Here is a 26,607-nt window from a genome sequence, read left to right on the forward strand (position 1 = left end):
TTCACGGCCAGCGGTCCCGGATCAAGTCCGGGACGACGATATCCCTCTAAGCCACCTCGAAATGATCCGGCGAAAGCCCCGCCAACCGCCGCCGGTGCATCTCATCGAACGCCGCCTCCACCCCCCGTGTATAATCGGCGGTGCGGAACAGCGGCGACGTCAGCCGATGGGCGGCGAGACGCTCGCGGATATCCCTCAGGCCCCTTGGATCATGCGCCAGGGCAAGCGCCGTTGCCTCGTAGCTGTCCCGGTCCGGCGCCGCCAGTTCCGGCAAACCCACCGCATGGACAAGGCTCGTCGCCACCCGCGCGGCAAACTGGTGTCCCGTCATCGTCAACACCGGCAAACCGCTCCAGAGCGCGTCGCTGGCGGTCGTATGGGCACCCACGGCGAACGTGTCGAGGAACAGGTCGGCCAGCGCCAAGCGTCCCAGGTGCTCGCCGTGCGGAACCCCGGCGGAAAACACCAACCGCGCAGGATCGACGCCGCGTGCCATGGCTTCGCGCCGCAGGTTATCCTCCGCCCAACCGTTCGAGCGCAGGAGCCAGAGCACGCTCCCCTCGATCTGGCCAAGCAGCCGCATCCAGATATCGAACGCATCCGGGCAGATCTTGTAGGTGTGGTTGAAGCAGCAGAATACGAAGCTGCGCTCCGGCAGGCCCCAGCCCCGGCGCCCGCGCCTGTCCGGGACGATGATGCGACGATCGTCGTTGGCCTGATAGCAATGAGGCAGCCGAACGATCTTCTCGGTGAACCAGGCCTCGCCGCCCGCCGGCAGGGAAACGGCGTCGCCGATGAAATAGTCCATGCAGGGATGGCCGATCGTACCCGGGTAGCCCATGTAGCTGACTTGCACCGGTGCGAGCCGCTGGCCGAACAGCGCGGTGCGGGTGCCGCGCGTATAGCCCTTGAGGTCGACGGCGATATCCAGCCCGTCGGCCCTGGCACGATCGACCACTTCGGCGTCCGTCAGGTGCCCGATCTCGGTAAACGCATCGGCATGACCGCGCAGTGCCCGGCGCGAGGGATCGCCATCGCAACGCGGCCCATAGCTGTAGAAGCGGATGTCGAAGCGGCTCCGGTCATGTTCGCGGAACAGGCCGCTCATCAAGTACATCGTCGCGTGGTCGTGAAAGTCAGCCGAGAAGTAGCCGATTCGGATGCGTCCATCGGCGGATGGCGCGGAACTGGGCAGGCATTGCGGCGGCGCTCCGAACTTCACGCCCGCGCAGGCCAGCGAGCGGCGATACTGGTGCGCCGGATCGTCCACGAACGGCAGCGCCGCGAAGGGCTGCACGGCGGCGGCGGAAGGACCATCCGTCAACCCGAACTGCGCGCGGTTGCTCCAGTCGCAGACGTGCGCCTCTTCGAACAGCGCCTGGAGCAGAGCCGAACGATCGGCCGGATCCAGCGCCCAGGCCTTGCGAAAGGCCGCGATCGCTTCGGGAAGATCGCCCTTGAGCACGAGCGCCTTGCCGCGATTGACCATGGCCTGCGTATTGACCGGATCGGCGGCCAGCGCCTTTGCATAAGCGTCAAGGGCCGCATCCAGCCGATCGAGCAGCAGGAGTTCGCCGCCCATGTTGTTCCAGGCGAGCGCATGGTCCGGCTTCAGCGCGACGGCGCGTTCATAGGCCTCGACCGCCTCCTCACGCCTCCCGCGTTTCGCCAGCAGATTTCCGAGGTTATAGTGCGCCTCTGTATAGGCCGGATCGAGCGCCACGGCTTTCGCGAAACCCTGTTCCGCTTCCGCCCAGCGCTGTTGTGCGTCGAGCAGGTTCGCCAGATTGAACCGTGCCTCCGCATAGTCGGGATTCCGGGCGATAACGTCGCGGTAGATGTCCTCGGCCTCTGCGAAGCGATTCTGGCGCCGCAAGGTAACGGCCAGGTTGTTCCGGCAGGCCGCCGCATCGGGATCGGCCTCGATGGCGCGGCGAAAGGCTGCCTCGGCCGCTGGGAGCACCCCAAGCGCCAGCAAGGCCGCGCCCTGCAGGTTATGGACGGTGAAGCTCTGCGGAAATTCCGCGGCCAGCCGGGCGCCTTCCCGCGCGGCCTCCTCCATGCGCCCGGACCGATAGGCACCGAGCATCGCATCGAGCCGGGTCGATGGCGGATTCGCATTCGCGGCGTCGAGTGCTTCCAAGGCCGCGAGAGCCCGGCCGTTACGCGGAAACCGGCCCAGCGCCTCTCGATAAAGCGTGCGCGCCATATCGGCATCGCCCCGCTTCGCCGCGCCCCTGGCCTTGATCAGCAGCGCTTCCAGTCCGCTCACGCACCCCTCCGCGATAGGTCGTCGCCGAGGTAGGCGAACGAGGTTCACGGCAGGTGAGCGCACGGATCAGGACGTTCGCGTATTGCGACCGATCAAACTATGAAGATGCCTGGCAGGCTATGAGGATGTCTGGATTTCCACGGAAGGAAACTGGAGCGGGCGAAGGGATTCGAACCCTCGACCCCAACCTTGGCAAGGTTGTGCTCTACCCCTGAGCTACGCCCGCTCGGCGTTTCGGAAATCTTCCGGCGAACCGGAAAATCCCTATATGAACTGGAGCGGGCGAAGGGATTCGAACCCTCGACCCCAACCTTGGCAAGGTTGTGCTCTACCCCTGAGCTACGCCCGCTCTGACGTTCAAGACCTGCTGGAAAGTCCGGCAGGTCCGGGGTGGAGGCGCGCCACTAGCAGTGCCTTTCGGGGTCGGCAAGAGGAAAATCGAAAGAATTTTCAAAACCCCCTCCCCGCGCCATCCAATCCGACAAGAACCCTTCACAAATCCCTTCCGAGGGACGATCTAGGGGTCCATTCGATTTTCACGGGAGCACGTACCTTGGCCAGCATGGGTCTCAACCTCGACGAACAGAAGGCGGTCGACCGGTTCCGCAAGACGGTGGCCGAACCGTCGATGACGAAGCTGGTGATCCTCGATTTCTGGGCCGAATGGTGCGGCCCCTGCAAGGCGCTGACGCCGGTGCTGGAAAAGGTGGCCGAAGACTATGCCGACAAGGGCGTGGTCCTGGCCAAGGTCAATGTCGATGAAGAACAGTTCATCGCCTCGCAGTTCCAGGTGCGCTCGATCCCCACGGTCTATGCGATCTTCCAGGGTCAGCCGGTGGCGGACCTGACCAATGCCCGCACCGAATCGCAGCTCAAGCAGACGCTGGACCAGCTGCTTTCCCAGCTTCCGATCCAGCCTGACGGCGCCGAAGCCCAGCCGGACCTCGCACCGCTGATCGCCATGGGCGAGGAAGCACTGGCCGAGGGCGACGGTGAGCGCGCGGCGTCGATCTTCATGCAGATCCTCGAACTTGCGCCGGAGAACGCCGAAGTCATCGCCGGCTTCGTGCGCGCACTCGTGCTCGCGGGCCGCGTCGAGGAAGCCGAACAGGTGCTCGCCAGCCTCGAACCCGCGCTTGCCGCGGACCCGCTGGTGGAACGCGCTCGTTCCGCACTCGCGCTCGCCAAGGACAAGCCCGAGGACAGCGAGCTGGCCGCCCTACGCGCCGCTGCTGCCGAGCGTCCGGCCGACATGGACGCGCAGTTCGCCTTCGCCAACGCGGCTTTCGCTGCGGGTGAGCGCGATGCCGCCGCCGACACGCTGCTGCGCATGGTCGCCGCCGACCGTGAATGGAACGATGGCGCCGCACGCGCCAAGCTGCTCCAGATCTTCGAAGCCACCGGCCTCGAAGATCTCTGGGTCGCTGCAACGCGCCGCAAACTCTCCACCGTATTGTTCGGCTGACGGTGACGCGAATCACCATCTTCCCGCTTCCGGGCGCGGTGCTCTATCCGGGGCTGCAATTGCCGCTCCACATCTTCGAGCCCCGCTACCGGGCAATGGTGAGCGACGCACTCGCCCGCGACCGGCGCATCGGCATGATCCAGCCGCAGCGCCCGGTCGAGGGCGCGCGGCTCTATTCCATCGGCTGCCTGGGCCGCATCGGCGACGTGGAAGCGCTGGAGGACGGACGCTTCAACATCGTGCTCACCGGCGAATCGCGATTCCGCCTGCTGCACGAACTCGACGTGACCACGCCGTTCCGCCAGATAGAGGCGGAACTTCTGCCGGAGCGCGATGACGAAGTGCTCGCCCCCATCGAACGCGCCAGTTTCGAACGCGAGGCCAAGCGATTCGCCGATGCCCAAGGCTATGCCGTGGACTGGGACCAGGTCGGCCGGCTCGACGATCAGTCATTGATCAACGGCGTATCCCAGATCGCGCCTTTCGACGCCGCCGCCAAACAGGCCCTGCTCGAAGCGGACACCCTGCCGGTGCGTTGCGAACTGCTGGTGCAGCTGATGCAGTTCTTCAGCCGCCATTCGGACGATGATGACGATGGCGGCGTGACGCTGCAATAAGTGCTTCTGAGGCACATTCGTCCCTGCACCCTCGACGTCACTCCCCGTCGTCCTGAACCAAGTTCAGGATGACGGGAGCGATTGAGCCAGAAGGCTGAGGTAAGCGGCTGGTCGGAATTGGAGCCGCGCCAAAGCGCCTAACCAAACCTCAGAGCTTGCCCTTGCCGGGCAGTCGCGCCTGACTCTCCAGCACGCGTTCGCGCATGTAGAGTTCTTCCGCTTCGCGCGGCGACATTCCGTCCTCGCCATAGCGCTGCGCCAGAGATCCGATCTGCTCCCGCTCCCGGCGCAGCTCCTTGACGTCCTGCTTGGAGAGCCGCCCGGTCTCTCGTCCCTCGCGAATGACTTTGTCCACCTTGCGAAGATCGAGGCGATAGCGCGCTTCGTCGTCCTTCTGCCGGGCGTCGCCATAAGGCGGACTGCTCGGCCGAGGTGCGGGAGGACCGACGATATGCGCATTCACCCCGGATGCCGCCAGCAGCAGAGGCACAATGCAAGCGGCAGTCAGCAGGCGGAGCATCGCACTCTCCTGGGCAAGCAGAGGCATCAGACTGCCGCAAGCCGCTGAACGCCCGCTGAATTTCGCTCTTTACTGCAAAAGGACCGTCTTCACCCCATCGATCACATATTGTGCCGCAAGCGCTGCCAGGAGCACGCCCAGCAGCCGGGTGATGACGGCTTCCACCTTGTCGCCCAGGATCCGCATCAGCGGTCCCGCCGCGGCAAGCGCCGCGAAGCTGAGCGCCATGACCGCCATCATCGCCGCCAGCACCGCTACGGTCTGCTCCATGCCATGCGCGCGCGAGGTCAGCAGCATGATCGTCGCGATCGAGCCGGGGCCGGCCAGCATCGGCATCGCCATGGGGAACACCGAAACGTCGTCGATCTGGGGCGTCTCGGCATTGTGGGCGATGATCTTCTCGGCCCGTTCCTCGCGGCGCTGGGTGCGCTTTTCGAAGACCATGTCGATCGCGATCATGAACAGCATGATGCCGCCCGCGATGCGGAAGGCATTGAGTTCGATATGCAGCGCGCCCAGCAGCCGCGCGCCGAACAGGGCGAAGACCACCAGGATGGCCGTGGCGATCAGGCACGCGCGGGCCGCCATCGAGATCGCCTGCGAGCGCGTGGCGTCGGCTGACAGCCCCGCATAGATCGGTGCGCAGCCCGGCGGATCGATCACCACGAAGAGCGTGACGAAGGCGCTGAGGAAAAGTTCGTACATTCGGTCTATGGCCCCTTGGGCGCGGCTACGTCGCTGCGCAGCACTTCGGTCATGGCGCCGTTCTTCAGCAGCGAAACCTGAAGCCAGCGCGATTTGTCGGGATCGACGTGATACCGCCACGTCAGCGTGCCATCCTTGGAACGGCCACGACCATCCATACCGGGGACACCATTCTCCCTGTCCCGCTCGACCAAAAGTTCGTCGCCGCCCGGACCGCGCGCGCAATCGGCCACCGAAGCGGACAGCATCTGAGGCTCCTTGAGCGGCTGTTCCAGATCGTCGCCCTGATCCAGAACCCAGCGATAATCGCCTTTCTTGCGCTTCTGCCAGATCGTCGTGAAATAGCCGACCGACCCGTCAGGGCGCTGCCAAGCGCCCTTGGTGACGCCCATCGTGCCGTCGCAGCTCATCCAGACCTGATGGGGCTGCCACTGCAACGGCGCCGCCGGTTCCTTGCGGCCGCTGAGCCAATCCTTCGCGCGGACGGGATCGGGCACGAACATGACGGCATCGTCATCGGCGAATTCGCCGAACGCCTTCCATTGCCCCTTCTCCCGCGCCGTCCGCGCAAAGGCGATCTCCGCCGCGACAAGGGCGCTCGGGTTGGCCGTGCCCGCGCCGGGCGCATATTCGGGCCGTCTGCGGGCATCGGCCGGAACGGCGAAGGCCGCCAGCAAGGCGACCCCTGCCACCAGAGCCGCCTGCACCGAGCGCGGCGCCGGGTTCAAAGCGCGCTCTCGTCCAGCGTGAGACCCGCGTTGCGATGGGCAGCGACGATCGTGTTGCGCAGCAGGACGGCGATGGTCATCGGCCCTACCCCGCCCGGCACCGGGGTAATGGCGCCGGCCACCGGTGCGGCGGAAGCGAAATCGACGTCGCCCACCAGCCGGGTCTTGCCTTCCTCGGCGCCCGGAACGCGGTTGATGCCCACGTCGATCACGGTCGCACCCGGCTTGAGCCAGTCGCCCTTGACCATTTCCGGACGGCCGACGGCGGCGACCACGATGTCGGCGCGGCGTACCACGTCCGGCAGGTCTTTCGTACGGCTATGCGCGACAGTCACCGTGCAGCTTTCCGCGATGAGCAACTGCGCCATCGGCTTGCCGACGATGTTCGAGCGGCCGATCACCACGGCGTCGAGCCCGGAAAGCGAACCCAGCCGGTCCTTCAGCAGCATCACGCAGCCCAGCGGCGTGCAGGGAACGAAGCCCGGCAGGCCGGTGGCGAGACGCCCGACGTTGACGACATGGAAGCCGTCCACATCCTTGTCGGGATTGATCGTGGCAATGACCTTCTGCTCGTTCATCTGCGCGGGCAGCGGCAGCTGGACGAGGATGCCGTCCACCGCCGGATCGGCGTTGAGCCGCTCGACCACCGAAAGCAGTTCCGCTTCCGAGGCATCGGCGGGCAGCTTGTGCTCGAAGCTCTCCATGCCCGCGGCCACGGTCTGCTTGCCCTTGCTGCGGACGTAAACCTGGCTGGCCGGATCCTCTCCCACGAGCACGACCGCAAGGCCCGCCTTGCGGCCGGCCTTTGCCTCGAAATCGGCGGCGACGACGGCGATGCGGGTGCGCAGGCCTTCGGCAAAGGCCTTGCCGTCGATGATGTTCGAAGCGGTCATGTCAGGCATAGGCCATCGGCTGGAGGATCATGATGAGCACGTTGAGGCCGATGATCAGCACCATCGGCGAAAAGTCGATCCCGCCAGTATTCGGCATGATCCGGCGGATCGGGCCGAGGATCGGCTCCAGCAGGGCATTGAGCGCGCGCCAGACCGCCTCGACGAACCGATTTTGCAGGTTCACCACGTTGAAGGCGATCAGCAGGCCCAGCACGAACTGGACGAGCACGAGGGTCGTCAGGATCTGGACGAGGTAGATAAGGGCGTTGATCACACCGCCGAGCATGGGCGTGGGGCCTTTCTGAGGAATGAAGCGCCCGCCTGATAGCCGAGGCAGGGGGCGGGGAGCAAGCGCGGGAGCGGGCCTTGGGGGGCCGAGCAATGCTCGCTTACAGAGTTTTCGGGATGGCTGCTGTTCGGAGGCCCGCATGGGCTGAATACCCACGTGCCCTGGGGCGGATCGACATTCAGGTCAGGTGGAGCCGAGAAGCGTGATTTTCGAGCATCGGAGCGCAGCGGACTTTCGGTCCGTGAGCACCGAAGCGCAGGAAATCGCGCTTCGCAGGCCCGCATGACCTGAATGTCGATCCGTCCTAGCGGGTGACCGTGGACATCCGCTCTATCCGCCAGTTGAGCTGCTGCTCGCTGGCGCCCGGCACGTCGTTGACGCGGCGCAGGACGATCGTGCCCCGGCGCGAGGAGCGGCCGTCGGAAAAGTCGAGCACCACGGGCGCCTCGTAGAACAGGGTACCCGCCGCATTGCTGCTGTCGCCCCGGCCCAGCGCGATTCGCGGACCGGCATCACCGCCGAATTCTTCGGCCAGCCGGTTCGGCGTCATCTGGGCGTCGAGGGTCCAGGCCCTGGCGGCATCCTCCCAATCGCCGATGCGCAGGGCATTGATGTAGAAGCGCAGCAGGCGCTCGGGATCGCGGCGTTCGCCCAGTGCGCTCTGATCGAGCTGCGCGGCAAGGCCGCTGTCCGCGCCCTGCGAGGCGTCGACGACCGGCTCTTCGGAAGCAGCGATAGCCTCGCTGGCGAAGACAGTCGCATCGCCGGTGGGCTCGACGGACGGCTCCCTGTTGCAGGCGGCAAGCAGGAGAGAGATGGCCGACAGGGCACTGGCGATGACGACGGTATTACGCATGGGGCTTCGAAGCGCCTTTCAGCCGGATAGTTCCTCTTGCAGTTCGATCAGCCCGCCCGGATCAGCGTGCCTGCACCTTCCTGCGTGAAAATTTCCAGCAACATGGCATGGGAAACCCGCCCGTCAAGCACGACGGCGGCCTCGCACCCGGCTTCCACCGCGTGGATGCAGGTTTCCAGCTTGGGGATCATGCCTCCGGAGATCGTGCCGTCGCGCTGGAGGTGGACGATGTCCGCGGGCGTCAGATCGGTCAGCAGTTCGCCCTCCTTGTCCAGCACGCCGCGCACGTCGGTGAGCAGGAACAGGCGCGATGCCCCCAGCGCCGCGGCGACGGCACCGGCCATCGTATCGGCGTTGATGTTGTAGGTCTGGCCATCCTCGCCCGGCGCGATCGGCGCGATCACCGGGATCATGCCGGCGGCCGAGATCGTCTCGATCACGCCGATGTCGATCTTCGCCGGTTCGCCCACAAAGCCGAGATCGACCACGCGCTCGATATTGCTGTCCGGATCCTTGGCGGTGCGCTGCACCTTGCTGGCCGTGACGAGGCCGCCGTCCTTGCCGGAGATGCCCATGGCCCTGCCGCCGGCCTGCGCGATCCAGCCGACGATCTCCTTGTTGATCACGCCCGACAGGACCATTTCTGCCACTTGCGCAGTCTGCTTGTCGGTCACGCGGAGGCCGTCGACGAAGCGCGATTCGACGCCCATGGTCTTGAGCATGGCGCCGATCTGCGGACCGCCGCCGTGCACCACCACCGGGTTGATGCCCACTGCCTTGAGCAGGACCACGTCTTCCGCGAAATCGCGCGCCAATTCGGGATCGCCCATGGCATGGCCGCCGTATTTCACGACGAACGTGCGACCGGCATAACGCTGCAGGTAAGGCAGCGCATCGACGAGCGTCTCGGCTTTCGAGAGCATGGCGGGATCGTGCGGAATCGGCATGGCGGCGCTTTAATCCCCCTGCACAAAAATAAAACCCGTTTCCGTGCCCGAACGACCGTTTATTTCACTCTCCATCCAGCTTTCGACCCAGCTTGACGAACAGCCAGATGAACGGAGGCACCATGATCGTGGAGAGTACAAGCTTCGAGATGATCTGCCCGCCCATGATGTCCCACAGCGGAAGCACGCCCGCAAAGGAGATGGTGATGAAGATCAGCGTATCCACTACTTGCGACAGCAGGCTGGCGATCCAGGCGCGAAGCATCAGCATCCGCCCGTCTCGGCCGGCGGACAGGCGCGAGAACACCGTGACGTTGAGCGTCTGCGACACGCCGTAGGACACCAGACCGGCGAACTGCATGCGCGCGCCCTGGCCCAGCAGGCGTGCATAGGCCTCCTGGTCGTCCCAGAACGGGGCAGGCGGGACGACGTGGATCACCAGCGTCAGCAGCGACATAGACACGATCAGCGGGATGAATCCGAAGCGCACAAGGCGATTGGCCACGACCGTCCCATGGAGTTCGGCCACCGCGCTCGACAGCACGACGAGCAGCAGAAACGCGAAGATTCCCGATTCGACGGCGAGGTCTCCCAGCACCGGCCAATGGCCGAGCGAGGCGATCTTGATGCCCAGCACACCCGCCAGGACGACCAACCCGCCATAGAGTGTCGAGAACACGAACATGGAGCGGGGAATGGCGATGGCGCGGGATTGCGCGGTGGAGGGGGCTTGCGGTTCCATGGCGATGCTCTAACGGGCGCGGAACAATTGCACTAGCCGTCATGAATGCGCGCCTTTAGGTTTGCGCACAGATTCAGCACGTATTTTCGGAGAAACGGGGACGATGCACGTCGCCTACAGTCTGCTCGGCATCGTTCTCATCATGGCCGTCGCCTTCCTGCTCTCCACCAATCGCCGGGCAATCCGCCTGCGCGTGGTGGGGGCGGCCTTCGCCTTGCAGGCGGGCCTGGCGGCGCTCGTGCTCTACGTGCCGCTCGGCAAGGATCTGCTCGGCGGCGCGGCTTCCGGCGTGGAAAGCCTGCTGGGCTATGCCCATGCCGGCGTGGACTTCCTGTTCGGCCCCCTCGCCAGCCCCGAGATCGGCGGACGCAGCTTCGCCATCTCCGCGCTGCCGGTGATCATCTTCTTCGCCTCGCTGATCTCGATCCTCTACTACCTCAAGATCATGCCGCTGGTGGTGCGCTGGATCGGCGGCGGGCTGGAAAAGCTCACCGGCATCAGCAAGGTCGAGAGCCTCTGCGCCGCCTCGAACATCTTCGTAGGCCAGAGCGAGGCGCCGCTGGTGATCCGGCCCTACCTCGCCAGCCTCAATCCCTCGCAGCTGTTCTGCGTGATGAGCGTGGGCCTGGCAGGCGTGGCCGGCACGATCCTGGCAGCCTACGCCTCGATGGGCATCCGCATCGACTACCTCGTAGCCGCCGCCTTCATGTCGGCACCGGGCGGTATCTTCATGGCGAAGCTGATCATGCCCGATCCGCGTCCCGTGGCAGGCGAAGAGCCCGACGTGCATGAGAGCACCCTGCCTCCCGCCGGTGCCGCTGCCGCCGCATTGAACCGCGCCGACGTGACCCATCTCCCCGGCGTCCACGTCGACGAGCCGGAAGCCGTCGAGCACGAGGAAGAGAAGCCCGCCAACATCATCATGGCCGCCTCGCAAGGCGCGCAGACCGGCGTGAAGCTGGCCGTCGCCGTTGGCGCCATGGTGCTGGCCTTCGTGGCGCTGATCGCGCTCGCCAATGGCATGGTCGGCTGGATCGGCGGCCTGTTCGGCTTTAGCGGCGTGACCTTCCAGGGCCTGCTCGGCTATATCTTCGCCCCGATCTTCTACCTGCTCGCCACGCCGGACTGGAACGAGGCGATGCAGGCCGGCAGCCTGTTCGGCAGCAAGATCGTGCTCAACGAATTCGTCGCCTTCATCGATCTCGGCCAGATGAGCGCGCTGTCCCCGCGCACGGTGGCGGTGGTGACTTTCGCGCTCTGCGGCTTCGCGAACTTCTCGTCGATCGCCATCCAGATGGCCGTGACCGGCAGCCTTGCGCCCAACCAGCGCCCGATCATCGCCAAGCTCGGCGTGCGCGCCCTCTGCGCCGGCAGCCTGTCGAACCTGATGAGCGCCGCGCTGGCCGGGCTGTTCCTGGGACTTGCCTGATTGGGCCTAGTGCCGGGCGCACAGCGATACGCTGGAACACGCGCCCGGCCCCAAGGCCTTTATTGCCTCTTGCCACGCGGCGCCTATATCGGGGGCATGACCATCACCGATCCGCGCTCGCTCCTCTACCGCCAGCTTTCGCCCGAGGACGCCCAGGCGCTCGCCGCCGAAACCTTGCGTAATTGCGAGGACGGCGAACTCTATATGCAGTTCATGGCTACCGAGGCTTTCGGCTTCGATGACGGCCGCCTGAAAACGGCGGACTATTCGCGCGACGCGGGCTTCGGCCTGCGCGGCGTCACCGGCGAGATGACCGGCTTCGCCCATGCCAACGAGATTTCCCCCGCCGCCATCCGCCGCGCGGGCGAGACCCTGCAATTGCTCGATCCGGCAGGCGCCGTGCGCGCCGCCCCGCCGCAGAAGAGCAACCTCCACCTCTACACTCATGTCTCGCCGCTCGATCTGGTGCCCTTCGAGGAGAAGGTGAAGCTGCTGGAGACTATCGACGCCGCCGCACGCGCCCGCGACCCGCGCGTCTCGCAAGTCAGCGCCAGCCTGACCGGGCAATGGTCGGTGATCGAGATCGTGCGGCCGGACGGCTTCATCGCCACCGACGTGCGCCCGCTGGTGCGCCTCAGCGTCTCGATCGTCGCGGAAAGCAACGGCCGCCGCGAAACCGGCTCGTTCGGCATGGGGGGCCGCCATCTCTACGATTCGCTGTTCGATCCCGCCAACTGGAACCGCGCGATCGACACCGCGCTGAACCAGGCGCTCGTAAACCTCGAAAGCGTGGACGCTCCGGCCGGCGAGATGACCGTCCTGCTCGCCCCCGGCTGGCCCGGCGTGATCCTGCACGAAGCCGTGGGCCACGGCCTCGAAGGCGACTTCAACCGCAAGGGCACTTCCGCGTTCGCAGGCCGCATCGGCGAGCGCGTGGCCGCACCCGGCGTCACCATCGTCGACGACGGTTCGATCGCCGATCGTCGCGGCTCTCTGTCGATCGACGACGAGGGCACGCCCACGCAGGAAACCGTGCTGATCGAGGACGGCATCCTCAAGGGCTACATGCAGGACCGGATGAACGCGCGCCTCATGGGCGTCCAGTCCACCGGCAATGGCCGCCGCGAAAACTACGCCCACGCCCCGCAGGTCCGCATGACCAATACGTTCATGAAGGCCGGCCAGGACGATCCCGCGGAATTGCTCTCACGCATGAAGAACGGCATCTTCGTGAAGTCGATGGGCGGCGGCCAGGTCGACATCGTCTCGGGGAAGTTCGTGTTCTCGTGCAACGAGGCCTACAAGGTCGAGAACGGAAAGCTCGGCGCCCCGATCAAGGGCGCCACGCTGATCGGAGACGGCCCCTCGGTGCTCACCCGCGTGACCGGCATCGGCAACGACCTGGAACTCGACCGCGGCGTCGGCGTCTGCGGCAAGGGCGGCCAAAGCATCCCCGCCGGGGTCGGCCAACCTACCCTGCTGATCGAAGGCATCACCGTCGGCGGCACTGCGTAAGGTCGGCAGCAGAGGTTTTTCCAAAGGAAACCGCGGGGAAACCACCATGGCACTTCAGCCCGCGTTAAGCCGAACTGTGCCATACCCACGGCCTAGGGTTGGGAAAGTGAGGTATTGACCATGTCACTGAAGCATGTCGTCGGCGCCACGCTGATCGCGGGCAGTCTGTTTGCCGCGCCCACCGTGAACGCAAAACAGAAACTGACCGGCGAAGAGCAACTCGCCAAGATCCTCGACGGCCGGGTGGCCGGCAAGCCGGTGAACTGCATTTCGCTCAACCAGGCCCAGAATACCCAGATCGTCGACAAGACGGCGATCGTCTATCGCGTTGGCAGCACCTATTACGTGAACCGGCCCGCCAACGCCGAAACGCTTGATTCCGACAACATTCTGGTGACGAAACTATACTCAAGCCAGCTTTGTCGGCTCGACACCATCCAGCTACGCGATCGCACGACCCCGAGTATGTGGAACGGCTTCGTCTCGCTGCAAGAATTCGTCCCTTATACCCGACCTAAAGCTGCCAAATAAGCGTTAGGACAGGGGGCCCGCTCAGAAGGCCCCCTCTTCCTTTTGTAGGCTGTGCGAGAATGCACACATCGCTTAGCCCCTCGCACCAAGGACGATCCCGGTGGCTCTCGCCCGCAGCAAAATGCCTTCTCCCGTCGGTGAATTGACCCTGATCGCCAGCGACACCGGACTGGTCGCGGTACTATGGGAGAACGACGATCCGCTGCGCGTGCGACTGGGCGACGTGCAGGACGATGCGGACCACCCGGTGCTCGTCGCCGCCCGAGCGCAACTGATGGAGTACTTCGCAGGCCAACGCCGCGCCTTCGATCTGCCGCTCGACTTTCGTGGAACGGATTTTCAGAAGAGCGTCTGGAAGCAGCTTCTTGCCATCCCATTCGGCGAGACCCGCAGCTATGGCGAGATCGCTGTCGCTCTCGGCAGCCCTACCGCCAGTCGCGCGGTCGGAGCCGCCAACGGACGCAACCCCATTTCAATCATCGCGCCATGCCACCGCGTCGTCGGCACTAGCGGCGCACTAACCGGATTCGCCGGAGGCCTGCAAGCCAAGGCCTTCCTGCTACGACACGAAGGCCCCGATCTCCTCCTCTGAACACCGAAAAAGCCGACCTCCCCATGGAGACCGGCTTTTTGGAATTCATCGATGAGCGAAGATCATTCCCACTCGATCGTGCCCGGCGGCTTCGAGGTGTAATCGTAGACCACGCGGTTGATGCCCTTGACCTCGTTGATGATACGAGTGGCGACGCGTGACAGGAAAGTGGCGTCGAAGGGGTAGATATCGGCGGTCATGCCGTCGGTCGAAGTGACGGCACGGAGCGCGCAGACGCTGTCGTAAGTGCGGCCGTCGCCCATGACGCCCACGGTCTTTACCGGCAACAGCACTGCGAAGGCCTGCCAGATCGCGTCGTAGAGGCCCGCGTTGCGGATTTCTTCGAGGTAGATCGCATCCGCTTTGCGCAGGATGTCGCAGCGTTCGCGCGTTACCTCGCCGGGGATGCGGATCGCCAGGCCCGGTCCGGGGAACGGGTGGCGGCCCACGAAGATTTCGGGCAGGCCGAGTTCACGACCGAGCACGCGAACTTCGTCCTTGAACAGTTCGCGAAGCGGCTCGACGAGCTTCATGTTCATGCGCTCGGGCAGGCCACCGACGTTGTGGTGGCTCTTGATCGTCACCGAAGGACCGCCGGTGAACGAGACCGATTCGATCACGTCCGGATAGAGCGTGCCCTGCGCCAGGAATTCGGCCCCGCCGATCTTCTTCGCTTCGTCCTCGAAGACGTCGATGAAGGTCTTGCCGATGAACTTGCGCTTGGCCTCGGGGTCGGTGACACCAGCCAGGCCGTTCAGGAACAGCGTCGACGCATCGACGTGGACCAACGGAATGTTGTAGTGCCCGCGGAACAGGCTGACGACCTGCTCGGCCTCGCCCATGCGCAGCACACCGCCGTCCACGAAGACGCACGTGAGCTGATCGCCGATCGCTTCGTGGATCAGCAGCGCGGCTACCGCCGAATCGACACCGCCCGACAGGCCGCAGATCACCCGCTTGTTGCCGACCTGGGCGCGGATCTCATCGACCTTGGTCTTGCGGAACTCGGCCATGGTCCAGTCGCCGGCGAGTCCGCAGACGTGGCGGACGAAGTTCTTCAGCAACTTTCCACCGTCGGGCGTGTGCACGACTTCGGGGTGGAACTGCATGGCATAGATGCGCTTCTCGTCGTTGGCGATCACCGCGAAAGGCGCGCCCTCGCTGGAGGCGACCGGGCGGAAGCCGGGGGCAAGGCTGGTCACCTTGTCGCCATGGCTCATCCACACCTGATGCCTCTCGCCCTTGGCCCAGAGCCCGTCGAACAGCGCGCAATCGTCGCCGATTTCGATGAAGGCGCGGCCGAATTCACCCGAATCGCCGGAGAGCACTTCACCGCCGAGCTGATGCATCAGCGATTGCTGGCCATAGCAGATGCCCAGCATCGGCAGGCCGCTTTCGAGAATCTCGGCGGGAATGCGCGGTCCGCTTTCATCGAGCACCGAAGCCGGCGAGCCCGAGAGAATGACCCCGGCCGGTTTCATGCGGGCGAAGGCTTCCTTCGCGGCATTGAACGGGGCGATTTCGGAATAGACGCCGGCTTCGCGCACGCGGCGAGCAATAAGCTGCGTCACCTGACTGCCGAAGTCGACGATCAGGATGGAATCGGACGGCTGTGAGGTCTGGCCAGAAGTCTGATTAGTCATGGGCGGCCACTATAGCGGGATAGTTCGGGTGTCCAGTATTCGCGGGCGCGGACAAGCCATTTTCGCCCAAGGCACTCCCAGGAATACAATTGCAAAACGTGCAAGCAATATTGTTACTTTCGACATTGCGATAATTCCAAGCACGCCTATCTCGCACTTGCAGCATGGCGATGAGAAACGCCAGGCATGCGATAAAAACAAAACAATAAGTTTGCAGGAGCAATTCCATGACCATCGTCGAAAAGACGTTCGGTTTCGCCGCAGCGCTGGGTGTGAGCGCTCTGGCATTTGCCGTCACCCTCATCTGAGGATCGGCATTCCGACTAGACAGAAGGGCGGCCCATGTGGCCGCCTTTTTTGTTGCCTCGCGCACGGCAATGCCTCGCGCCTCTCGTGCGCGGCGCGCAACTTTTCGCAACTCGGCGCGGTCTGGCGGCAGAGCGGCGCAAGCGGCTCCGTCTCTTGTGGAAAAGACCCGTAGCGGAGCCGCTTTTGCTTGGGTTTATGACCGTCAAACCCTATATGCTCGCCATGGCAAGCACCGAAGACAACACGCCCGCGACCGCAGCCGACCGCGGCACCCTGGACAACCGCAAGAACCAGAACAGCTACGGCGCGGATTCGATCAAGGTCCTGAAGGGCCTAGACGCGGTCCGCAAGCGTCCCGGCATGTACATCGGCGATACCGACGATGGCTCGGGCCTGCATCACATGGTCTTCGAAGTCTCGGACAATGCCATCGACGAGGCACTGGCAGGTCATTGCGACCTCGTGCTCATCGAACTCAATGCCGACGGATCGGTCTCCGTTGAAGACAACGGCCGCGGCATTCCCACCGGCATCCATGCCGAGGAAGGCGTCTCCGCCGCAGAAGTCATCATGACCCAGCTCCACGCGGGCGGGAAGTTCGAGAACACTTCGGACGACAATGCCTACAAGGTGTCCGGCGGACTGCACGGCGTGGGCGTTTCGGTGGTCAACGCCCTGTCCGAATGGCTGGAACTCACGATCTGGCGCGAGGGCAAGGAACACTGGATGAAGTTCGCCCATGGCGATGCCGTGGCCCCGCTGGAAGTGCGCGGCCCGGCCCCCAAGGTGAGCGACAATCCGGACGACAACGGCTTCAAGAAAGGCACCCGCGTCACCTTCCTTGCCTCGACCGAGACTTTCAAGAACGTCACCGAGTTCGATTTCGACAAGCTGGAACACCGCTATCGCGAACTCGCGTTCCTCAATTCGGGCGTGCGCATAAAGCTGCGCGACAAGCGCCATGAGGAAGCCGTCGAGCACGACCTCTACTACGAAGGCGGCATCGGCGCTTTCGTGAAGTATCTCGACCGCAACAAGCAGGCCCTCATGCCCGAACCGATCGCGATCGGCGCGGACAAGGACGGCATCGGCATGGAAGTCGCCCTCGAATGGAACGATTCCTATTACGAGAACGTGCTCTGCTTCACAAACAACATCCCGCAGCGTGACGGCGGCACCCACCTCGCCGCGTTCCGCGCCGCGCTGACGCGCACGCTCAACGGCTATGCCGAGCGTTCGGGCCTGCTCAAGAAGGAAAAGGTCTCGCTTTCGGGCGACGACATGCGCGAAGGCCTGACCGCGATCGTCTCGGTCAAGCTGCCCGATCCCAAGTTCTCGTCGCAAACCAAGGACAAGCTGGTCAGCTCGGAAGTGCGCCAGCCGCTCGAATCGCTGATGGCCGACAAGATGAGCGAATGGCTGGAGGAAAACCCCGGCCACGCCAAGACCATCATCCAGAAGGTGATCGACGCCGCCGCCGCGCGCGAAGCCGCCAAGCGCGCGCGTGAACTCACGCGCCGCAAGGGCGCGATGGACATCGCCTCGCTGCCGGGCAAGCTGGCCGACTGCCAGGAGCGCGACCCCAGCAAGTGCGAACTGTTCCTGGTCGAGGGCGATTCGGCAGGCGGCTCCGCCAAGCAGGGCCGCGACCGCAAGACCCAGGCGATCCTGCCGCTCAAGGGCAAGATCCTCAACGTGGAACGCGCGCGGTTCGACCGCATCATTTCCTCGAAGGAAGTCGGCACGCTGATCCAGGCCATGGGCACGGGCATTCGCGACGATTTCAACCTGGAAAAGCTGCGCTACCACAAGATCGTCATCATGACCGACGCCGACGTCGACGGCGCGCATATCCGCACGCTGCTGCTGACCTTCTTCCATCGCCAGATGCCCGACATCATCCGCTCGGGACACCTCTTCATCGCCCAGCCGCCGCTCTACAAGGTCGCGAAGGGGCGTTCGGAAGTCTACCTCAAGGACAACCCCGCGCTCGACCGCTATCTGGTGGAGGCCGGCCTTTCGGGCCGCGTCCTGGAAACCGAAGGCGGCGCCCGCACCGGGGCAGACCTTGAGGCGCTGGTCGAACATGCGATCCGCATGCGCAACATCATGGGCTTCGTGCCGCGCCGCTTCGACCCCGTCATCATCGAAGCCCTGGCCATCGCCGGCGCCTTCGCGCCCGATCTTTCCGCCGCGGACCGCACTTCGGCGCTGAACCGCGCGACCAAGTGGCTCGACCTGGGCGACCCCGAAGCGCGGTGGTCGGCCCGCCTCACCGAGGCCGGTAACCTTGAGATCGAACGTCTCTGGCGCGGCGTCACCGATCATCACAAGATCGAGGCCGGCTTCCTCGCCAGCGCGGAAGCGCGCAAGCTCGCCAAGCTCGCAGTGGAAAATTCGGAAGTCTATTCCGCCACCGCCCGTTTCGTCCGCGCCACTGCGGCAGCCGTGGAAGCGGAAGCGACCGATGGCGACGACGAAGCACCGGCAACCCGTCCCACCGCCGGTGGCGACATCATCAGCCGCCCGTCGCAACTGCTCGAAGCCGTGTTGGCCGCGGGTCGCAAGGGCCTTTCGATCCAGCGCTACAAGGGCCTGGGCGAAATGAATGCCGAGCAGCTCTGGGAAACCACGCTCGATCCGGAAAACCGCGCCCTGCTTCAGGTCAAGGTCGAGGATGCCGACGTAACCGACGAGATCTTCACCCGGCTAATGGGCGACGTGGTCGAACCGCGCCGCGACTTCATCCAGGAAAACGCACTCAACGTCGCCAATCTCGACGTCTGAGAGTCTGTTTTGAAAATGCCCAAGAGGGCATTTTCGGAGCGGCACCGGCCCGCGCCCCCACCCTACCACCCAACGTTAGTATCCTGCGGGTGGTAGCGTGGGGGTGTGGGCCGGTGCCGCGAAATTCGCCTTCAGCGAATTTCCAAACGGGCTCTGATGAACGGGAAAACGGTTTCGCCACGAGAAACCGTTTTCCTACACCCCCCAATCCGGCTTACTTGATCCGCCTTTTCCTCAAGCAAGGAGAGGCCGATGCTCTACCGCAAGCCGATTTTCGATAAAGTACGCCTTCTGCTCGGGCGCGGTTTCACCACCGCCGAAATCGCTGCCCTCGATCATGCAATCGATAAGGCCCTCGGCGACGTTACAGCCCCCGCCTTGGAGCTGGGAGACGCTGGACAAGCCTTGATCCGCAAATGGGAAGGCTGTGCACGGCGGCGCCCCGATGGCATGATCGAAGCCTATCCCGACCCCGGCAGCTGGGACGGCACGCCATGGACGATAGGCTGGGGCTCCACCGGGCCGGATGTCGGCCCAGGAACGGTCTGGTCGCAGGCGCAATGCGATGCGCGACTTGATGCCGCGCTCGTCCGCTATGCCCGGGAAGTCGCCGCCGCCCTGGGCGACGCGGCGACGTCGCAAGGCCAGTTCGATGCGCTGGTTTCGTTTCACTACAATACGGGCGCTATCGCGAAGGCGACCCTCACGAAGCTGCATCGGCAAGGCCGCCATGCCGAAGCGGCGGCGCAATTCGGCAAGTGGATCTACAACGACGGCAAAGTCATGGAAGGCCTGAAGCGGCGCCGTGCCGAAGAAGCAGCGCTCTACGCCGCTGCATAGGCATATTGCCGGCTTATCGGGTGATCGAGGGAACTCCGTCCTTGCGGGCGCCCTCGTTCACTTCTTCCCGGCTGCGCGGATTGGCGACGGCGGCGGCGATCAGCTGGTCGTGCTCGGCTGGAGAAATGCGCTCCCACCCTGCCCGGCCCAGCTTTTCCATGGGCCGGAAGCGGACCTTGTACTGCATACGCGCCGCACCCTCTACCCAGTAGCCGAGGTAGACATAGGCCAGGGCCATCTCGGCAGCGCGGCGGATGTGATCGAGAATGACGTAAGTGCCCAGCCCCTGACGACCTTCATGGTGAGGATCGTAGAAGCTGTAGATCATCGACAATCCGTCGCACTGGCGGTCGGTCAGGCAAGCGGCCACCAGGCGGCCGGGGGTTACCCCGTCGTCGGAAGGCTCACGATATTCGATGACGTAGCTGGTGACGGGCGTGTGTTCCACCATGTCGGCGAAATCCACCTCGTCCATGGACGTCATACCGCCTTCGGGATGACGGACGGAAAGGTAGCGCTGAAGCAGATCGAACTGCTCGCTGGTGGACCACGGGCGGCAGATCGTGGCAACCAGATCGCCGTTGCGCTTCAGCAGGCGTTTCTGCGTGCCGGACGGCGCGAATTCATTCGCCACCACGCGCACCGAGACGCAAGCGTTGCAATCAAGACAGGAGGGGCGATAGGCCACGGTCTGGCTGCGGCGGAAGCCGATACGCCCCAACGCATCGTTGAGCGAATCGGCGTGCGGCCCCTTCAGTTCGGTGAAGACCTTACGCTCGCTGCGTCCCGGCAAGTAGGGGCACGGAGCCGGGCTGGTCACGAAGAACCGGGGAAAGCGAACGGGTGCCGTCACGGACGAAAGTGATCCTCTAGCCTGATGGGGGCCGCCGCCATGCCGACAGTGCCTCCTGTTAGCCCTGAATATGCCCAGCCGATACGCCGGTTGAAAGCGTTTTAACCACGAAACGAGCCCGACCCGTATCAAAATCGAGACCAACGGGGCGCTGATTCCGCCCGGTTGTCCCGCTTTGGTTCTTTTTCCGGGTCGGAGGTTAGCGGATTGCATGCATACAGTTAACGCCTGAACGCGCGCCGATCCCATTCCTCCATGCGGATTCGCAAAGACGGGGGACAACCGATGCTGCCCCCCGCCTTATTGTAGATGGCTTTCACGCGATTCGCGTGGGCCGGTTCAATTCAGGCTATTCCGTCTCGACCTGCTTCACCTCGTAACCTTCGCGGCGCAGCGCGGCGACGAGCGCATCGAGCTGATTCTTGTCGCGCGCTTCGCATTCGATCTCGGTGACCAGACCCTTGGCCGGAAGGTGAGTGAAGATGCGCTGGTGGAAGACCTCGATGATGTTCACGTTGTGCTCGTGGAACACCTTGGCCACCTTGAACAGCGCGCCCGCGCGATCCTGGAGGCCGATCCGCAACCGCGCAAGACGGCCGGATCGTGCCAGGTCGCGAAGCAGGACATTGGCCAGGAGGCGCGTGTCGATATTGCCGCCCGACAGCACGATGCCCACCTTGCGGCCCGTGAACAGCTCCGGATTGGCCATGACGGCCGCAAGGCCCGTGGCGCCCGCACCTTCGACCAGCGTCTTTTCGATCTGGAGCAGCAGGGCCAGAGCGCTCTCGATACCCGGTTCGCTGACGAGCAGGAACTCATCGAGCAATTCGCGCAGCACCGAGGACGTGAACTGGCCCGGCGCGAAGACCGCGATGCCTTCTGCCAGAGTGTCGCCGCCGATCGGCAGGCTGGTACCCTTGAGCAGGTTGTACATCGAGGGATAGAGCTGCGCCTCCACACCGACGAGGCGGATGTCCGGATTGATCGCGCGCGCCGCCGTGCCCATGCCGGTGGCGAGGCCGCCGCCGCCGATCGGCAGCACCAGCGTGTCGAGGTCCGGCACGTCCTCCAGCATTTCCAGTGCGACGGTGCCCTGCCCCGCCGCGACGTGCGGATGATCGAACGGGTGGATGAAAGTCAGCCCCAGTTCGGTTTCCAGCTTGCGGGCATGGGCATAGGCCTCATCGAAGCTTTCGCCTTCGAGCACGACTTTGCCGCCGACGCTTTCGGTCTGCATCACTTTCACGGTCGGCGTGGTGCGCGGCATCACGATCGTCACCGGCACGCCAAGCCGGGTGCCGTGATACGACAGTCCCTGCGCGTGGTTTCCGGCCGAAGCGGCGATCACGCCGCGCGATTTGCGTTCTTCATCCAGAAGCAGAAGGGCATTGAGCGCGCCGCGTTCCTTGTAGGCGGCAGTGAACTGAAGGTTTTCGAACTTGAGCCAGATATCCGCGCCGGTGATCGCGCTGAGCGTGGTGGAATGAAGTGTGGGGGTGCGAACGACCTTGCCGATAATCCGCTCCGCCGCCGCACGAACGTCTTCGACAGTCAGCGTGGCCTGTTCGGGCTCCGCAGCGATCTTGAGCAATGGCTGTTCCATGATGGCCGCGCCTAAAGGAAAGCGTGCCGAATGGAAAGCATCGCGTTAGGAAAAATTCCCTTCGCGGTTTCGCGCTGTAATATTGTTGTTCGAATTCCGGCATAAGGAAGCCGCCCTCCGTCGCCCGACGCAGCGAAGACTGCGCCGAAACGAACAGATTTCGCTGCTTCTTGCGGTTTGCTTTCGTGCAAAAACCGCTAGAACGCTTGCCATGAGCGAAAAACGCAAGGTTTCCTTCATCGGCCTGGGTGTCATGGGCGGTGCCATCGCGCGGCATATCGCGCTGGCCGGTCACGAACTCACCATCTTCAATCGCTCGCCCGAGCGGGCCCACAAATGGTCGCAGGACAATCCCGGCCTTGCCCATCGCATCGCCGCGAATCCGGCACATGCGGCGCAGGACGCGGACGTCGTGATCACCTGCGTCGGCAACGACGATGATCTTTCCGAAGTCGTGCTCGGCCCGAACGGCGTGTTCCGCATGCTGAAGAAGGGCGGCGTCTTCATCGACCACACCACCGTTTCGGCGCGCATCGCCCGCCAGATCTCGGTCGAGGCGCGGGACTTGCGCATCCACTGCGTCGATGCGCCGATGACGGGATCGCAGATCGGTGCCGAAAAGGGCACGCTCACCCTGATGTGCGGCGGCCGGGACGAGGCGATCGAGGCTGCGCACCCGGTGATGGAGGCCTACTCCAGCCGCATCGTCCACGTCGGCAAGGCAGGCTCAGGCCAGATCGCCAAGATGGCCAACCAGATCTGCATCGCCGGCAACGTCGCCGCCCTGGCCGAAGCCGTGCGCTTCGCGCAGGCCTCCCACCTCGACATGGACAAGGTCTACGAGGCGATCTCTGGCGGCGCCGCCCAGTCCTGGCAGATGGACAACCGCTGGCAGACGATGAACGAGGACAAGTTCGACTTCGGCTTCGCGATCGACTGGATGCGCAAGGATCTCGGCCTCAGCCTCGATGAAGGGCGCGGCCTGGGCGTATCGCTGCCCGTCGCCGCGCTGATCGACCAGTTCTTTGCCGATATCCAGGCGCAGGGCGGCGGCCGCCTCGACACCAGCGCCATCATCAAACGGCTCCCGAAGAAGGGTATCAAGTGAATTCCAGGACAGGCGCAGCCATCGCGCTGCTGCTCGCTTCCACCGCCATCGCGGCTGGCCCCGCACTGGCGCCAAGCGCTTTGGCCGACGTTCTCGTGGACAATGTCGATGGCGTGACGGCAGACGGCAAGGGCGGGGTTGAGCGCTTCGAAGGCTTCCTGATCGACGGCGAAGGGCGCATCGCGGACGTCTACAAGCACGGCGACAAGCGGCCCAAGAAGGTCGACTATCAGGTTGACGGCAAGGGCCGCGCGGTCGTGCCCGGCATGATCGATGCCCACGGCCACGTCATGGGCACCGGCTTCGCGAAGATGACGCTGGACCTGTCCATGGCCAAGTCGCTCGACGAGGCGCTTTCGCGAATCTCCGCCTGGGCAGCCGCCCATCCGGACGCGCCGTGGATCCTCGGCAGCGGCTGGAACCAGGTGCAGTGGGGGCTCGACCGCATGCCCACCGCCGCCGAACTGGACGGCGCGACCGGCGGCAAGCCGGCCTGGCTCACCCGTGTCGACGGCCACGCGGGCTGGGCGAACTCCGCCGCGGTCTCTGCGGCTGGGGTCACCGCTGCAACCGCCAACCCGGCGGGAGGAGAAATCCTGCGCGCGGCGGGTGGCAAGCAGCCTTCCGGCGTCTTCGTGGACGGCGCCATGGCGCTGGTCGAGGCGAAGATGCCCAAGCCCCGGCCCGAGGATCGCGATACCGCTCTGGGCGAGGCGCAACTTGCATTGCTGGCGCAGGGCGTCACCGCCATTGCCGACATGGGCACCTCGATCGAGGACTGGCAATCGATGCGCCGCACCGCCGACGCTGGCCGCCTGCGTATCCGCATCGTCGCTTATGCCGACGGCATCGACAACATGACGCTGATCGGCGGCCCCCGCCCCACGCCGTGGCTCTATGAAGACCGGCTCAAGATGAACGGGGTGAAGCTCTATCTCGACGGCGCGCTGGGTTCGCGCGGAGCCTGGCTAAAGCAGCCCTACGCCGATGCCGCCGGCACGACCGGCCTGCCGCGCATGAACGAGACGCAGCTCAACAACCTCATGAGCCGCGCCGCGATGGACAACTATCAGGTCGCGGTTCACGCCATCGGCGACAAAGCCAACGCCACCGTCCTCGATTCGATCGAGGAGCTTTCGGCTACCTACAAGGGCGATCGCCGCTGGCGCATTGAACATGCGCAGATCGTCGACCCCGCCGACCTGCCGCGCTTCGGCAGGTTCGGCACGATCGCCTCGATGCAGCCGCAGCACCAGGCTTCGGACCGGACGATGGCCGAAGCCCGCCTGGGGCCGAGCCGGCTCGCCGGTGCCTATGCGTGGAAATCGATCGCCGCCACCGGCGCCAAGCTGGCCTTCGGCTCGGACACGCCAGTGGAGCCCGCGAAGCCCTTCGTCGGCCTTGCCGTCGCCATCACCCGCCAGGGTGCCGATGGCCAGCCCTTCAACGGATGGCAGCCGCAGGAAGCGTTGAGCCGCGAAGCCGCGCTCAATGCCTATACCACCGGTGCGGCCTATGCGATGTTCGCGGAGGATCGCCTCGGCCGCATCGCCAAGGGCTATCGCGCGGACTTCCTGTTCGTCGATGCCGATCCGATGCTCGCAACGCCCGACAAGCTGCGCACCACGCAAGTTCTCGAAACCTGGATCGGTGGGAAGCTGGCCTGGTCGTCGTCCAAGGATCGGGTGGTCCCCGTCAAGGATACCGCAGGCCGCTAGGAGACGATGGGGAGCGGCGACGCGCTCCCCCGTCCCGCACGTCAGGTCACGCGGTGGGCGTACCGCTTTCGACTGCAGCCTGAGTTTCCTCGGCCACCTTGTCGCGCGCATCGCGCTTTTCGGTGAACCACATGAACAGCAGCGTGCCCTCGTAAAGCGCCAGCAGCGGCACCGCGAGGAGAAGCTGCGAGATCACGTCCGGCGGCGTCGCGACGGCGGCGATGATGAAGATGCCGACGATGGCATAGCGCCGCGCGGCGACGCACTGCGCGCGTGTGATGATACCGGCGCGGTTGAGCAGCATCAGCAACACCGGCAGCAGAAAGCTGATTCCGAAAGCCAGGATGAACTGCATCACCAGCGCCAGGTAATCGCCGGTGCCCGGCAGCGCTTCCAGCTTGAGCCCGCCCTTCTGCCCCTCGAAACCGAGGAAGAAGTGGAAGGCCGTAGGCATGACCACGTAGTAGGCCAAAGCCGCGCCCATCGTGAACAGCACCGGAGTCGCGACCAGGAACGGCAGGAAGGCCTTCTTTTCCTTGGCGTAGAGCCCCGGCGCCACGAAGGCCCAGATCTGGTTAGCGATGACCGGGAAGCTGATGAAGAAGGCCGCGAAGAGCGCGATCTTCACTTCCACGAAGAAGGCTTCGTAGAGCTTGGTGTAGATCAGCTTGCCCTGGCCAGGTGGAAACGCCTCGGTCAGCGGACGCACCAGGAAGGCGAAGATGTCGCCGGAGAAATAGAAGCAGATCCCGAAGGCCACCGCGAAAGCCAGGAAGGCCCGCACGAGGCGGGCGCGCAGTTCGATCAGATGGTCGAGCAGCGGCGCCTGCGAATCGTCGATGTCTGAAATGCGGAAGGGCTGCATGGTGCGGCTTCTAACAGAGGAACGGGGCTGAAATCAGGGCGGCGGAGGCGGAAGATGCAGCTCTGCCTGCCCGGACGGCTTCGCTTCGGCGGAACGAGCTGCCCCGGACCCTGCCGTCTGCGGGTTGGCCTCGGGCTGGACCGCCGGCGCATCCACCGTATCCACGGCCGGATGCGATTCGGCGAGCTTCGGCGAATCCGTGGGCGCAGACATCTGGTCAAGGTCGGGCAGAACCGGGTTGGCCTTCATGATGGCCTCGTTCTGCTCACGCCATTTGCGTTCCATTTCTTCCAGTTCGGCCTCGCGCACCATGGCGTCGATGCCGGAGCGGAAGTGACCGGAGATCTTGCGCATCTTGCCGATCCATCGCCCGGCCGTGCGCATCGCCAAAGGCATGTCCTTCGGTCCGATGACGACGACCGCCACGATAACGATCATCAGAAGTTCTGAAGCACCGATGTCGAACATCGCGAGCGCGGGTCCGTCGCGTTCTTACGACTGTTCGGTCTTGTTTTCGGCCTTCGCCGGACTCACAGGAGCATCGCCCTGCTGGGCGGTGATCTGCGGGGCGGTCGTGGACGAGGACTTGTTCTCTTCCTCGTTCATGCCCTGCTTGAAGCTCTTGATGCCCTTGCCGAAGTCACCCATGATTTCCGACACGCGGCCGCGTCCGAACAGCACGAGCACGATCACCAGGACGATCATCCAGTGCCAGATCGAGAAGCTACCCATAACCTCAACTCCAAAAACCCTGCGACCGATTCCGATCGCATAGTGCCC

At 64.6% G+C, this 26,607-nt stretch carries 25 protein-coding genes and 2 tRNA genes; 10 read left to right on the forward strand and 17 right to left on the reverse strand.

Annotated features, from left to right (window positions below; genetic code table 11):
* Positions 1 to 46: 46 nt before the first annotated feature.
* The 3 genes from ACI3K3_RS14210 to ACI3K3_RS14220 form a co-directional block, all read right to left on the reverse strand.
* On the reverse strand, positions 47 to 2,272 hold the full coding sequence (locus ACI3K3_RS14210) for a tetratricopeptide repeat protein (RefSeq protein WP_404914736.1): 2,226 nt from the start codon (positions 2,270 to 2,272) through the stop codon (positions 47 to 49).
* A gap of 151 nt (positions 2,273 to 2,423) precedes the next feature.
* Positions 2,424 to 2,498 (reverse strand) — tRNA-Gly (locus tag ACI3K3_RS14215).
* 48 nt (positions 2,499 to 2,546) lie between these two features.
* Positions 2,547 to 2,621, reverse strand: a tRNA-Gly gene (locus tag ACI3K3_RS14220).
* 213 nt (positions 2,622 to 2,834) lie between these two features.
* Between ACI3K3_RS14220 and trxA the strand changes: the two genes are divergently transcribed.
* Together trxA and ACI3K3_RS14230 are read left to right on the forward strand one after the other, a co-directional pair.
* Positions 2,835 to 3,737: a thioredoxin gene (gene trxA / locus ACI3K3_RS14225; RefSeq protein ID WP_404914838.1), complete on the forward strand. Its 903-nt coding sequence runs from the start codon at positions 2,835 to 2,837 to the stop codon at positions 3,735 to 3,737.
* Positions 3,738 to 3,739: 2 nt separating this feature from the next.
* A complete protein-coding gene (locus tag ACI3K3_RS14230; RefSeq protein WP_404914738.1) occupies positions 3,740 to 4,354 on the forward strand; it encodes an LON peptidase substrate-binding domain-containing protein in 615 nt (204 codons plus the stop codon).
* Between the two features lie 148 nt (positions 4,355 to 4,502).
* Here the strand turns inward: ACI3K3_RS14230 and ACI3K3_RS14235 are convergent, their stop codons facing one another.
* The 8 genes from ACI3K3_RS14235 to ACI3K3_RS14270 all read right to left on the reverse strand — a co-directional run bounded on the left by ACI3K3_RS14235 (position 4,503) and on the right by ACI3K3_RS14270 (position 10,034).
* The gene (locus ACI3K3_RS14235) at positions 4,503 to 4,874 is read right to left on the reverse strand and encodes a hypothetical protein (protein WP_404914740.1); all 372 of its coding nucleotides are present in this window, start codon (positions 4,872 to 4,874) and stop codon (positions 4,503 to 4,505) included.
* Between the two features lie 69 nt (positions 4,875 to 4,943).
* Positions 4,944 to 5,579: a MarC family protein gene (locus ACI3K3_RS14240; RefSeq protein ID WP_404914742.1), complete on the reverse strand. Its 636-nt coding sequence runs from the start codon at positions 5,577 to 5,579 to the stop codon at positions 4,944 to 4,946.
* A 5-nt stretch (positions 5,580 to 5,584) separates the two neighbouring features.
* The gene (locus tag ACI3K3_RS14245; RefSeq protein WP_404914744.1) at positions 5,585 to 6,307 is read right to left on the reverse strand and encodes a hypothetical protein; all 723 of its coding nucleotides are present in this window, start codon (positions 6,305 to 6,307) and stop codon (positions 5,585 to 5,587) included.
* Entirely contained in the window at positions 6,304 to 7,200 is an 897-nt protein-coding gene (gene folD / locus ACI3K3_RS14250; protein ID WP_404914746.1) for a bifunctional methylenetetrahydrofolate dehydrogenase/methenyltetrahydrofolate cyclohydrolase FolD, read from the reverse strand. Before folD ends, ACI3K3_RS14245 begins: the two co-directional genes overlap by 4 nt.
* A gap of 1 nt (position 7,201) precedes the next feature.
* Entirely contained in the window at positions 7,202 to 7,486 is a 285-nt protein-coding gene (locus tag ACI3K3_RS14255) for a YggT family protein (protein ID WP_313434016.1), read from the reverse strand.
* 307 nt (positions 7,487 to 7,793) lie between these two features.
* The gene (locus ACI3K3_RS14260) at positions 7,794 to 8,345 is read right to left on the reverse strand and encodes a hypothetical protein (RefSeq protein ID WP_404914748.1); all 552 of its coding nucleotides are present in this window, start codon (positions 8,343 to 8,345) and stop codon (positions 7,794 to 7,796) included.
* Between the two features lie 47 nt (positions 8,346 to 8,392).
* Positions 8,393 to 9,292 carry an acetylglutamate kinase gene (argB, locus tag ACI3K3_RS14265; RefSeq protein WP_404914750.1) on the reverse strand — a complete coding sequence of 300 codons (900 nt, stop codon included), beginning with the start codon at positions 9,290 to 9,292 and terminating at the stop codon, positions 8,393 to 8,395.
* A 64-nt stretch (positions 9,293 to 9,356) separates the two neighbouring features.
* A complete protein-coding gene (locus ACI3K3_RS14270) occupies positions 9,357 to 10,034 on the reverse strand; it encodes a queuosine precursor transporter (protein ID WP_404914752.1) in 678 nt (225 codons plus the stop codon).
* Between the two features lie 103 nt (positions 10,035 to 10,137).
* On the opposite strand from ACI3K3_RS14270, the gene ACI3K3_RS14275 reads away from it, so the two are divergent.
* The 4 genes from ACI3K3_RS14275 to ACI3K3_RS14290 all read left to right on the forward strand — a co-directional run bounded on the left by ACI3K3_RS14275 (position 10,138) and on the right by ACI3K3_RS14290 (position 14,101).
* The gene (locus ACI3K3_RS14275; RefSeq protein ID WP_404914754.1) at positions 10,138 to 11,463 is read left to right on the forward strand and encodes a NupC/NupG family nucleoside CNT transporter; all 1,326 of its coding nucleotides are present in this window, start codon (positions 10,138 to 10,140) and stop codon (positions 11,461 to 11,463) included.
* Positions 11,464 to 11,559: 96 nt separating this feature from the next.
* Positions 11,560 to 12,978: a metalloprotease TldD gene (gene tldD / locus ACI3K3_RS14280; protein ID WP_404914756.1), complete on the forward strand. Its 1,419-nt coding sequence runs from the start codon at positions 11,560 to 11,562 to the stop codon at positions 12,976 to 12,978.
* Between the two features lie 120 nt (positions 12,979 to 13,098).
* A complete protein-coding gene (locus ACI3K3_RS14285; RefSeq protein ID WP_404914758.1) occupies positions 13,099 to 13,509 on the forward strand; it encodes a hypothetical protein in 411 nt (136 codons plus the stop codon).
* A 121-nt stretch (positions 13,510 to 13,630) separates the two neighbouring features.
* Positions 13,631 to 14,101, forward strand: a complete 471-nt coding sequence (locus ACI3K3_RS14290; protein ID WP_404914760.1) for a methylated-DNA--[protein]-cysteine S-methyltransferase — start codon at positions 13,631 to 13,633, stop codon at positions 14,099 to 14,101.
* 62 nt (positions 14,102 to 14,163) lie between these two features.
* Here the strand turns inward: ACI3K3_RS14290 and guaA are convergent, their stop codons facing one another.
* Positions 14,164 to 15,744: a glutamine-hydrolyzing GMP synthase gene (gene guaA / locus ACI3K3_RS14295; RefSeq protein WP_404914762.1), complete on the reverse strand. Its 1,581-nt coding sequence runs from the start codon at positions 15,742 to 15,744 to the stop codon at positions 14,164 to 14,166.
* A gap of 531 nt (positions 15,745 to 16,275) precedes the next feature.
* Between guaA and gyrB the strand changes: the two genes are divergently transcribed.
* Together gyrB and ACI3K3_RS14305 are read left to right on the forward strand one after the other, a co-directional pair.
* Positions 16,276 to 18,840 carry a DNA topoisomerase (ATP-hydrolyzing) subunit B gene (gene gyrB / locus ACI3K3_RS14300; RefSeq protein WP_404914764.1) on the forward strand — a complete coding sequence of 855 codons (2,565 nt, stop codon included), beginning with the start codon at positions 16,276 to 16,278 and terminating at the stop codon, positions 18,838 to 18,840.
* 252 nt (positions 18,841 to 19,092) lie between these two features.
* Entirely contained in the window at positions 19,093 to 19,680 is a 588-nt protein-coding gene (locus ACI3K3_RS14305; protein ID WP_404914766.1) for a lysozyme, read from the forward strand.
* 13 nt (positions 19,681 to 19,693) lie between these two features.
* On the opposite strand, the gene ACI3K3_RS14310 is transcribed toward ACI3K3_RS14305, so the two are convergent.
* On the reverse strand, positions 19,694 to 20,533 hold the full coding sequence (locus ACI3K3_RS14310; protein ID WP_404914768.1) for an arginyltransferase: 840 nt from the start codon (positions 20,531 to 20,533) through the stop codon (positions 19,694 to 19,696).
* A gap of 349 nt (positions 20,534 to 20,882) precedes the next feature.
* Positions 20,883 to 22,136, reverse strand: a complete 1,254-nt coding sequence (locus tag ACI3K3_RS14315) for a threonine ammonia-lyase (protein WP_404914770.1) — start codon at positions 22,134 to 22,136, stop codon at positions 20,883 to 20,885.
* A 211-nt stretch (positions 22,137 to 22,347) separates the two neighbouring features.
* On the opposite strand from ACI3K3_RS14315, the gene ACI3K3_RS14320 reads away from it, so the two are divergent.
* Together ACI3K3_RS14320 and ACI3K3_RS14325 are read left to right on the forward strand one after the other, a co-directional pair.
* On the forward strand, positions 22,348 to 23,244 hold the full coding sequence (locus tag ACI3K3_RS14320; protein WP_313434044.1) for an NAD(P)-dependent oxidoreductase: 897 nt from the start codon (positions 22,348 to 22,350) through the stop codon (positions 23,242 to 23,244).
* Between the two features lie 47 nt (positions 23,245 to 23,291).
* Positions 23,292 to 24,962, forward strand: a complete 1,671-nt coding sequence (locus ACI3K3_RS14325; protein WP_404914840.1) for an amidohydrolase — start codon at positions 23,292 to 23,294, stop codon at positions 24,960 to 24,962.
* Positions 24,963 to 25,008: 46 nt separating this feature from the next.
* Here ACI3K3_RS14325 and tatC read toward each other — a convergent pair whose 3' ends face one another.
* The 3 genes from tatC to ACI3K3_RS14340 are packed head-to-tail and all read right to left on the reverse strand — an operon-like array spanning position 25,009 to position 26,559.
* Positions 25,009 to 25,827, reverse strand: coding sequence for a twin-arginine translocase subunit TatC (gene tatC, locus ACI3K3_RS14330; protein ID WP_404914772.1), 819 nt, complete (start codon positions 25,825 to 25,827; stop codon positions 25,009 to 25,011).
* A 33-nt stretch (positions 25,828 to 25,860) separates the two neighbouring features.
* Positions 25,861 to 26,295 (reverse strand): Sec-independent protein translocase protein TatB, encoded by a 435-nt coding sequence (tatB, locus tag ACI3K3_RS14335; protein WP_404914774.1) that lies wholly within the window; start codon positions 26,293 to 26,295, stop codon positions 25,861 to 25,863.
* A 24-nt stretch (positions 26,296 to 26,319) separates the two neighbouring features.
* Positions 26,320 to 26,559 carry a twin-arginine translocase TatA/TatE family subunit gene (locus ACI3K3_RS14340; protein ID WP_404914776.1) on the reverse strand — a complete coding sequence of 80 codons (240 nt, stop codon included), beginning with the start codon at positions 26,557 to 26,559 and terminating at the stop codon, positions 26,320 to 26,322.
* Between the last annotated feature and the right edge of the window lie 48 nt (positions 26,560 to 26,607).

It is taken from the genome of Novosphingobium sp. ZW T3_23 (assembly GCF_044987305.1).
Taxonomy (GTDB): domain Bacteria; phylum Pseudomonadota; class Alphaproteobacteria; order Sphingomonadales; family Sphingomonadaceae; genus Novosphingobium.

Bases quoted from the DNA above. Each gene is read 5' to 3' on its own strand.
- trxA (WP_404914838.1), top strand. From the start codon at position 2,835: ATGGGTCTCAACCTCGACGAACAGAAGGCGGTCGACCGGTTCCGCAAG.
- ACI3K3_RS14235 (WP_404914740.1), bottom strand. From the start codon at position 4,874: ATGCTCCGCCTGCTGACTGCCGCTTGCATTGTGCCTCTGCTGCTGGCG.
- ACI3K3_RS14240 (WP_404914742.1), bottom strand. From the start codon at position 5,579: ATGTACGAACTTTTCCTCAGCGCCTTCGTCACGCTCTTCGTGGTGATC.
- folD (WP_404914746.1), bottom strand. From the start codon at position 7,200: ATGACCGCTTCGAACATCATCGACGGCAAGGCCTTTGCCGAAGGCCTG.
- ACI3K3_RS14255 (WP_313434016.1), bottom strand. From the start codon at position 7,486: ATGCTCGGCGGTGTGATCAACGCCCTTATCTACCTCGTCCAGATCCTG.
- ACI3K3_RS14260 (WP_404914748.1), bottom strand. From the start codon at position 8,345: ATGCGTAATACCGTCGTCATCGCCAGTGCCCTGTCGGCCATCTCTCTC.
- argB (WP_404914750.1), bottom strand. From the start codon at position 9,292: ATGCCGATTCCGCACGATCCCGCCATGCTCTCGAAAGCCGAGACGCTC.
- ACI3K3_RS14270 (WP_404914752.1), bottom strand. From the start codon at position 10,034: ATGGAACCGCAAGCCCCCTCCACCGCGCAATCCCGCGCCATCGCCATT.
- ACI3K3_RS14275 (WP_404914754.1), top strand. From the start codon at position 10,138: ATGCACGTCGCCTACAGTCTGCTCGGCATCGTTCTCATCATGGCCGTC.
- tldD (WP_404914756.1), top strand. From the start codon at position 11,560: ATGACCATCACCGATCCGCGCTCGCTCCTCTACCGCCAGCTTTCGCCC.
- ACI3K3_RS14285 (WP_404914758.1), top strand. From the start codon at position 13,099: ATGTCACTGAAGCATGTCGTCGGCGCCACGCTGATCGCGGGCAGTCTG.
- ACI3K3_RS14290 (WP_404914760.1), top strand. From the start codon at position 13,631: ATGCCTTCTCCCGTCGGTGAATTGACCCTGATCGCCAGCGACACCGGA.
- guaA (WP_404914762.1), bottom strand. From the start codon at position 15,744: ATGACTAATCAGACTTCTGGCCAGACCTCACAGCCGTCCGATTCCATC.
- gyrB (WP_404914764.1), top strand. From the start codon at position 16,276: ATGGCAAGCACCGAAGACAACACGCCCGCGACCGCAGCCGACCGCGGC.
- ACI3K3_RS14305 (WP_404914766.1), top strand. From the start codon at position 19,093: ATGCTCTACCGCAAGCCGATTTTCGATAAAGTACGCCTTCTGCTCGGG.
- ACI3K3_RS14315 (WP_404914770.1), bottom strand. From the start codon at position 22,136: ATGGAACAGCCATTGCTCAAGATCGCTGCGGAGCCCGAACAGGCCACG.
- ACI3K3_RS14320 (WP_313434044.1), top strand. From the start codon at position 22,348: ATGAGCGAAAAACGCAAGGTTTCCTTCATCGGCCTGGGTGTCATGGGC.
- tatC (WP_404914772.1), bottom strand. From the start codon at position 25,827: ATGCAGCCCTTCCGCATTTCAGACATCGACGATTCGCAGGCGCCGCTG.
- tatB (WP_404914774.1), bottom strand. From the start codon at position 26,295: ATGTTCGACATCGGTGCTTCAGAACTTCTGATGATCGTTATCGTGGCG.
- ACI3K3_RS14340 (WP_404914776.1), bottom strand. From the start codon at position 26,559: ATGGGTAGCTTCTCGATCTGGCACTGGATGATCGTCCTGGTGATCGTG.